This is a genomic window from Streptococcus sp. WM07, assembly GCF_004570525.1.
Classification (GTDB): domain Bacteria; phylum Bacillota; class Bacilli; order Lactobacillales; family Streptococcaceae; genus Streptococcus.
Genome location: NZ_SPPZ01000133.1, coordinates 1 through 718 on the forward strand (window position 1 = coordinate 1; position 718 = coordinate 718).

The following is a 718-nucleotide window of genomic DNA, read 5'->3' on the forward strand; positions in this document are numbered from 1 at the left end:
CTTGAGAATACCGTTTCAATGGACTTACGCAGTCGTCCAATTCTATAATTTTCCAGTTTAGAGTAATCACTCATATTCTCCCTTAATTGAGTAATTAATTTGATTCCACACCTCAGCAAGCTCTCTTTCAATGATTTATTCACATAACCCTTATCACCATAGACAATTGAGAACGGACTAGCGATGAGTAGTTCATAAGCTGTTTGACTATCATGAACTGAAGCTGGTGTGACTACATAATTAACCGGAAAACCGTTATCTCCAACTACTACTGAAAATTTAATACCGTAGTAATGTTCTTGTTTTGTGGCGTTAAAACCTATATTGGCTGTTGATTCAAGAAGTTTTGCTCTACAATTTCTAATTGGTTTACACAAAGCACAGGGGAAACTATCAATAATACCAAATTCACAGTCGCTGATGAGAGTCTTTACAAAATAATAGCGCATCATTTGAATAGTTTGGGAAAGATTCTGGCAGATCCGGCAAAATCTAGAGCGTTCAGGAAAACATTCGGGAAATAGGTTAGTCCGAATTGCACGATAGATGGTATTAGCCGATCTACAACCTTGTTGTAGAGCCCAAATGTAGCTAGAAATCAAAATAACATCTGGTTGAATTTGTAAATGAACATTCTTACGGAAACGAACTGACTTTGGAACATATTTTTCATATAGATCAGTCACTCTCACTAAAATTTTATTGAAAACGACTTGTG

The 718-nt window shown here is 35.9% G+C and carries 1 protein-coding gene; it reads right to left on the bottom strand.

Annotation, left to right across the window (positions count from 1 at the left end; translation table 11 throughout):
- On the bottom strand, positions 1–686 hold a 686-nt coding region (locus E4T71_RS08730), incomplete at its 3' end, for an IS982 family transposase (RefSeq protein ID WP_245165723.1).
- Positions 687–718: the final 32 nt, after the last annotated feature.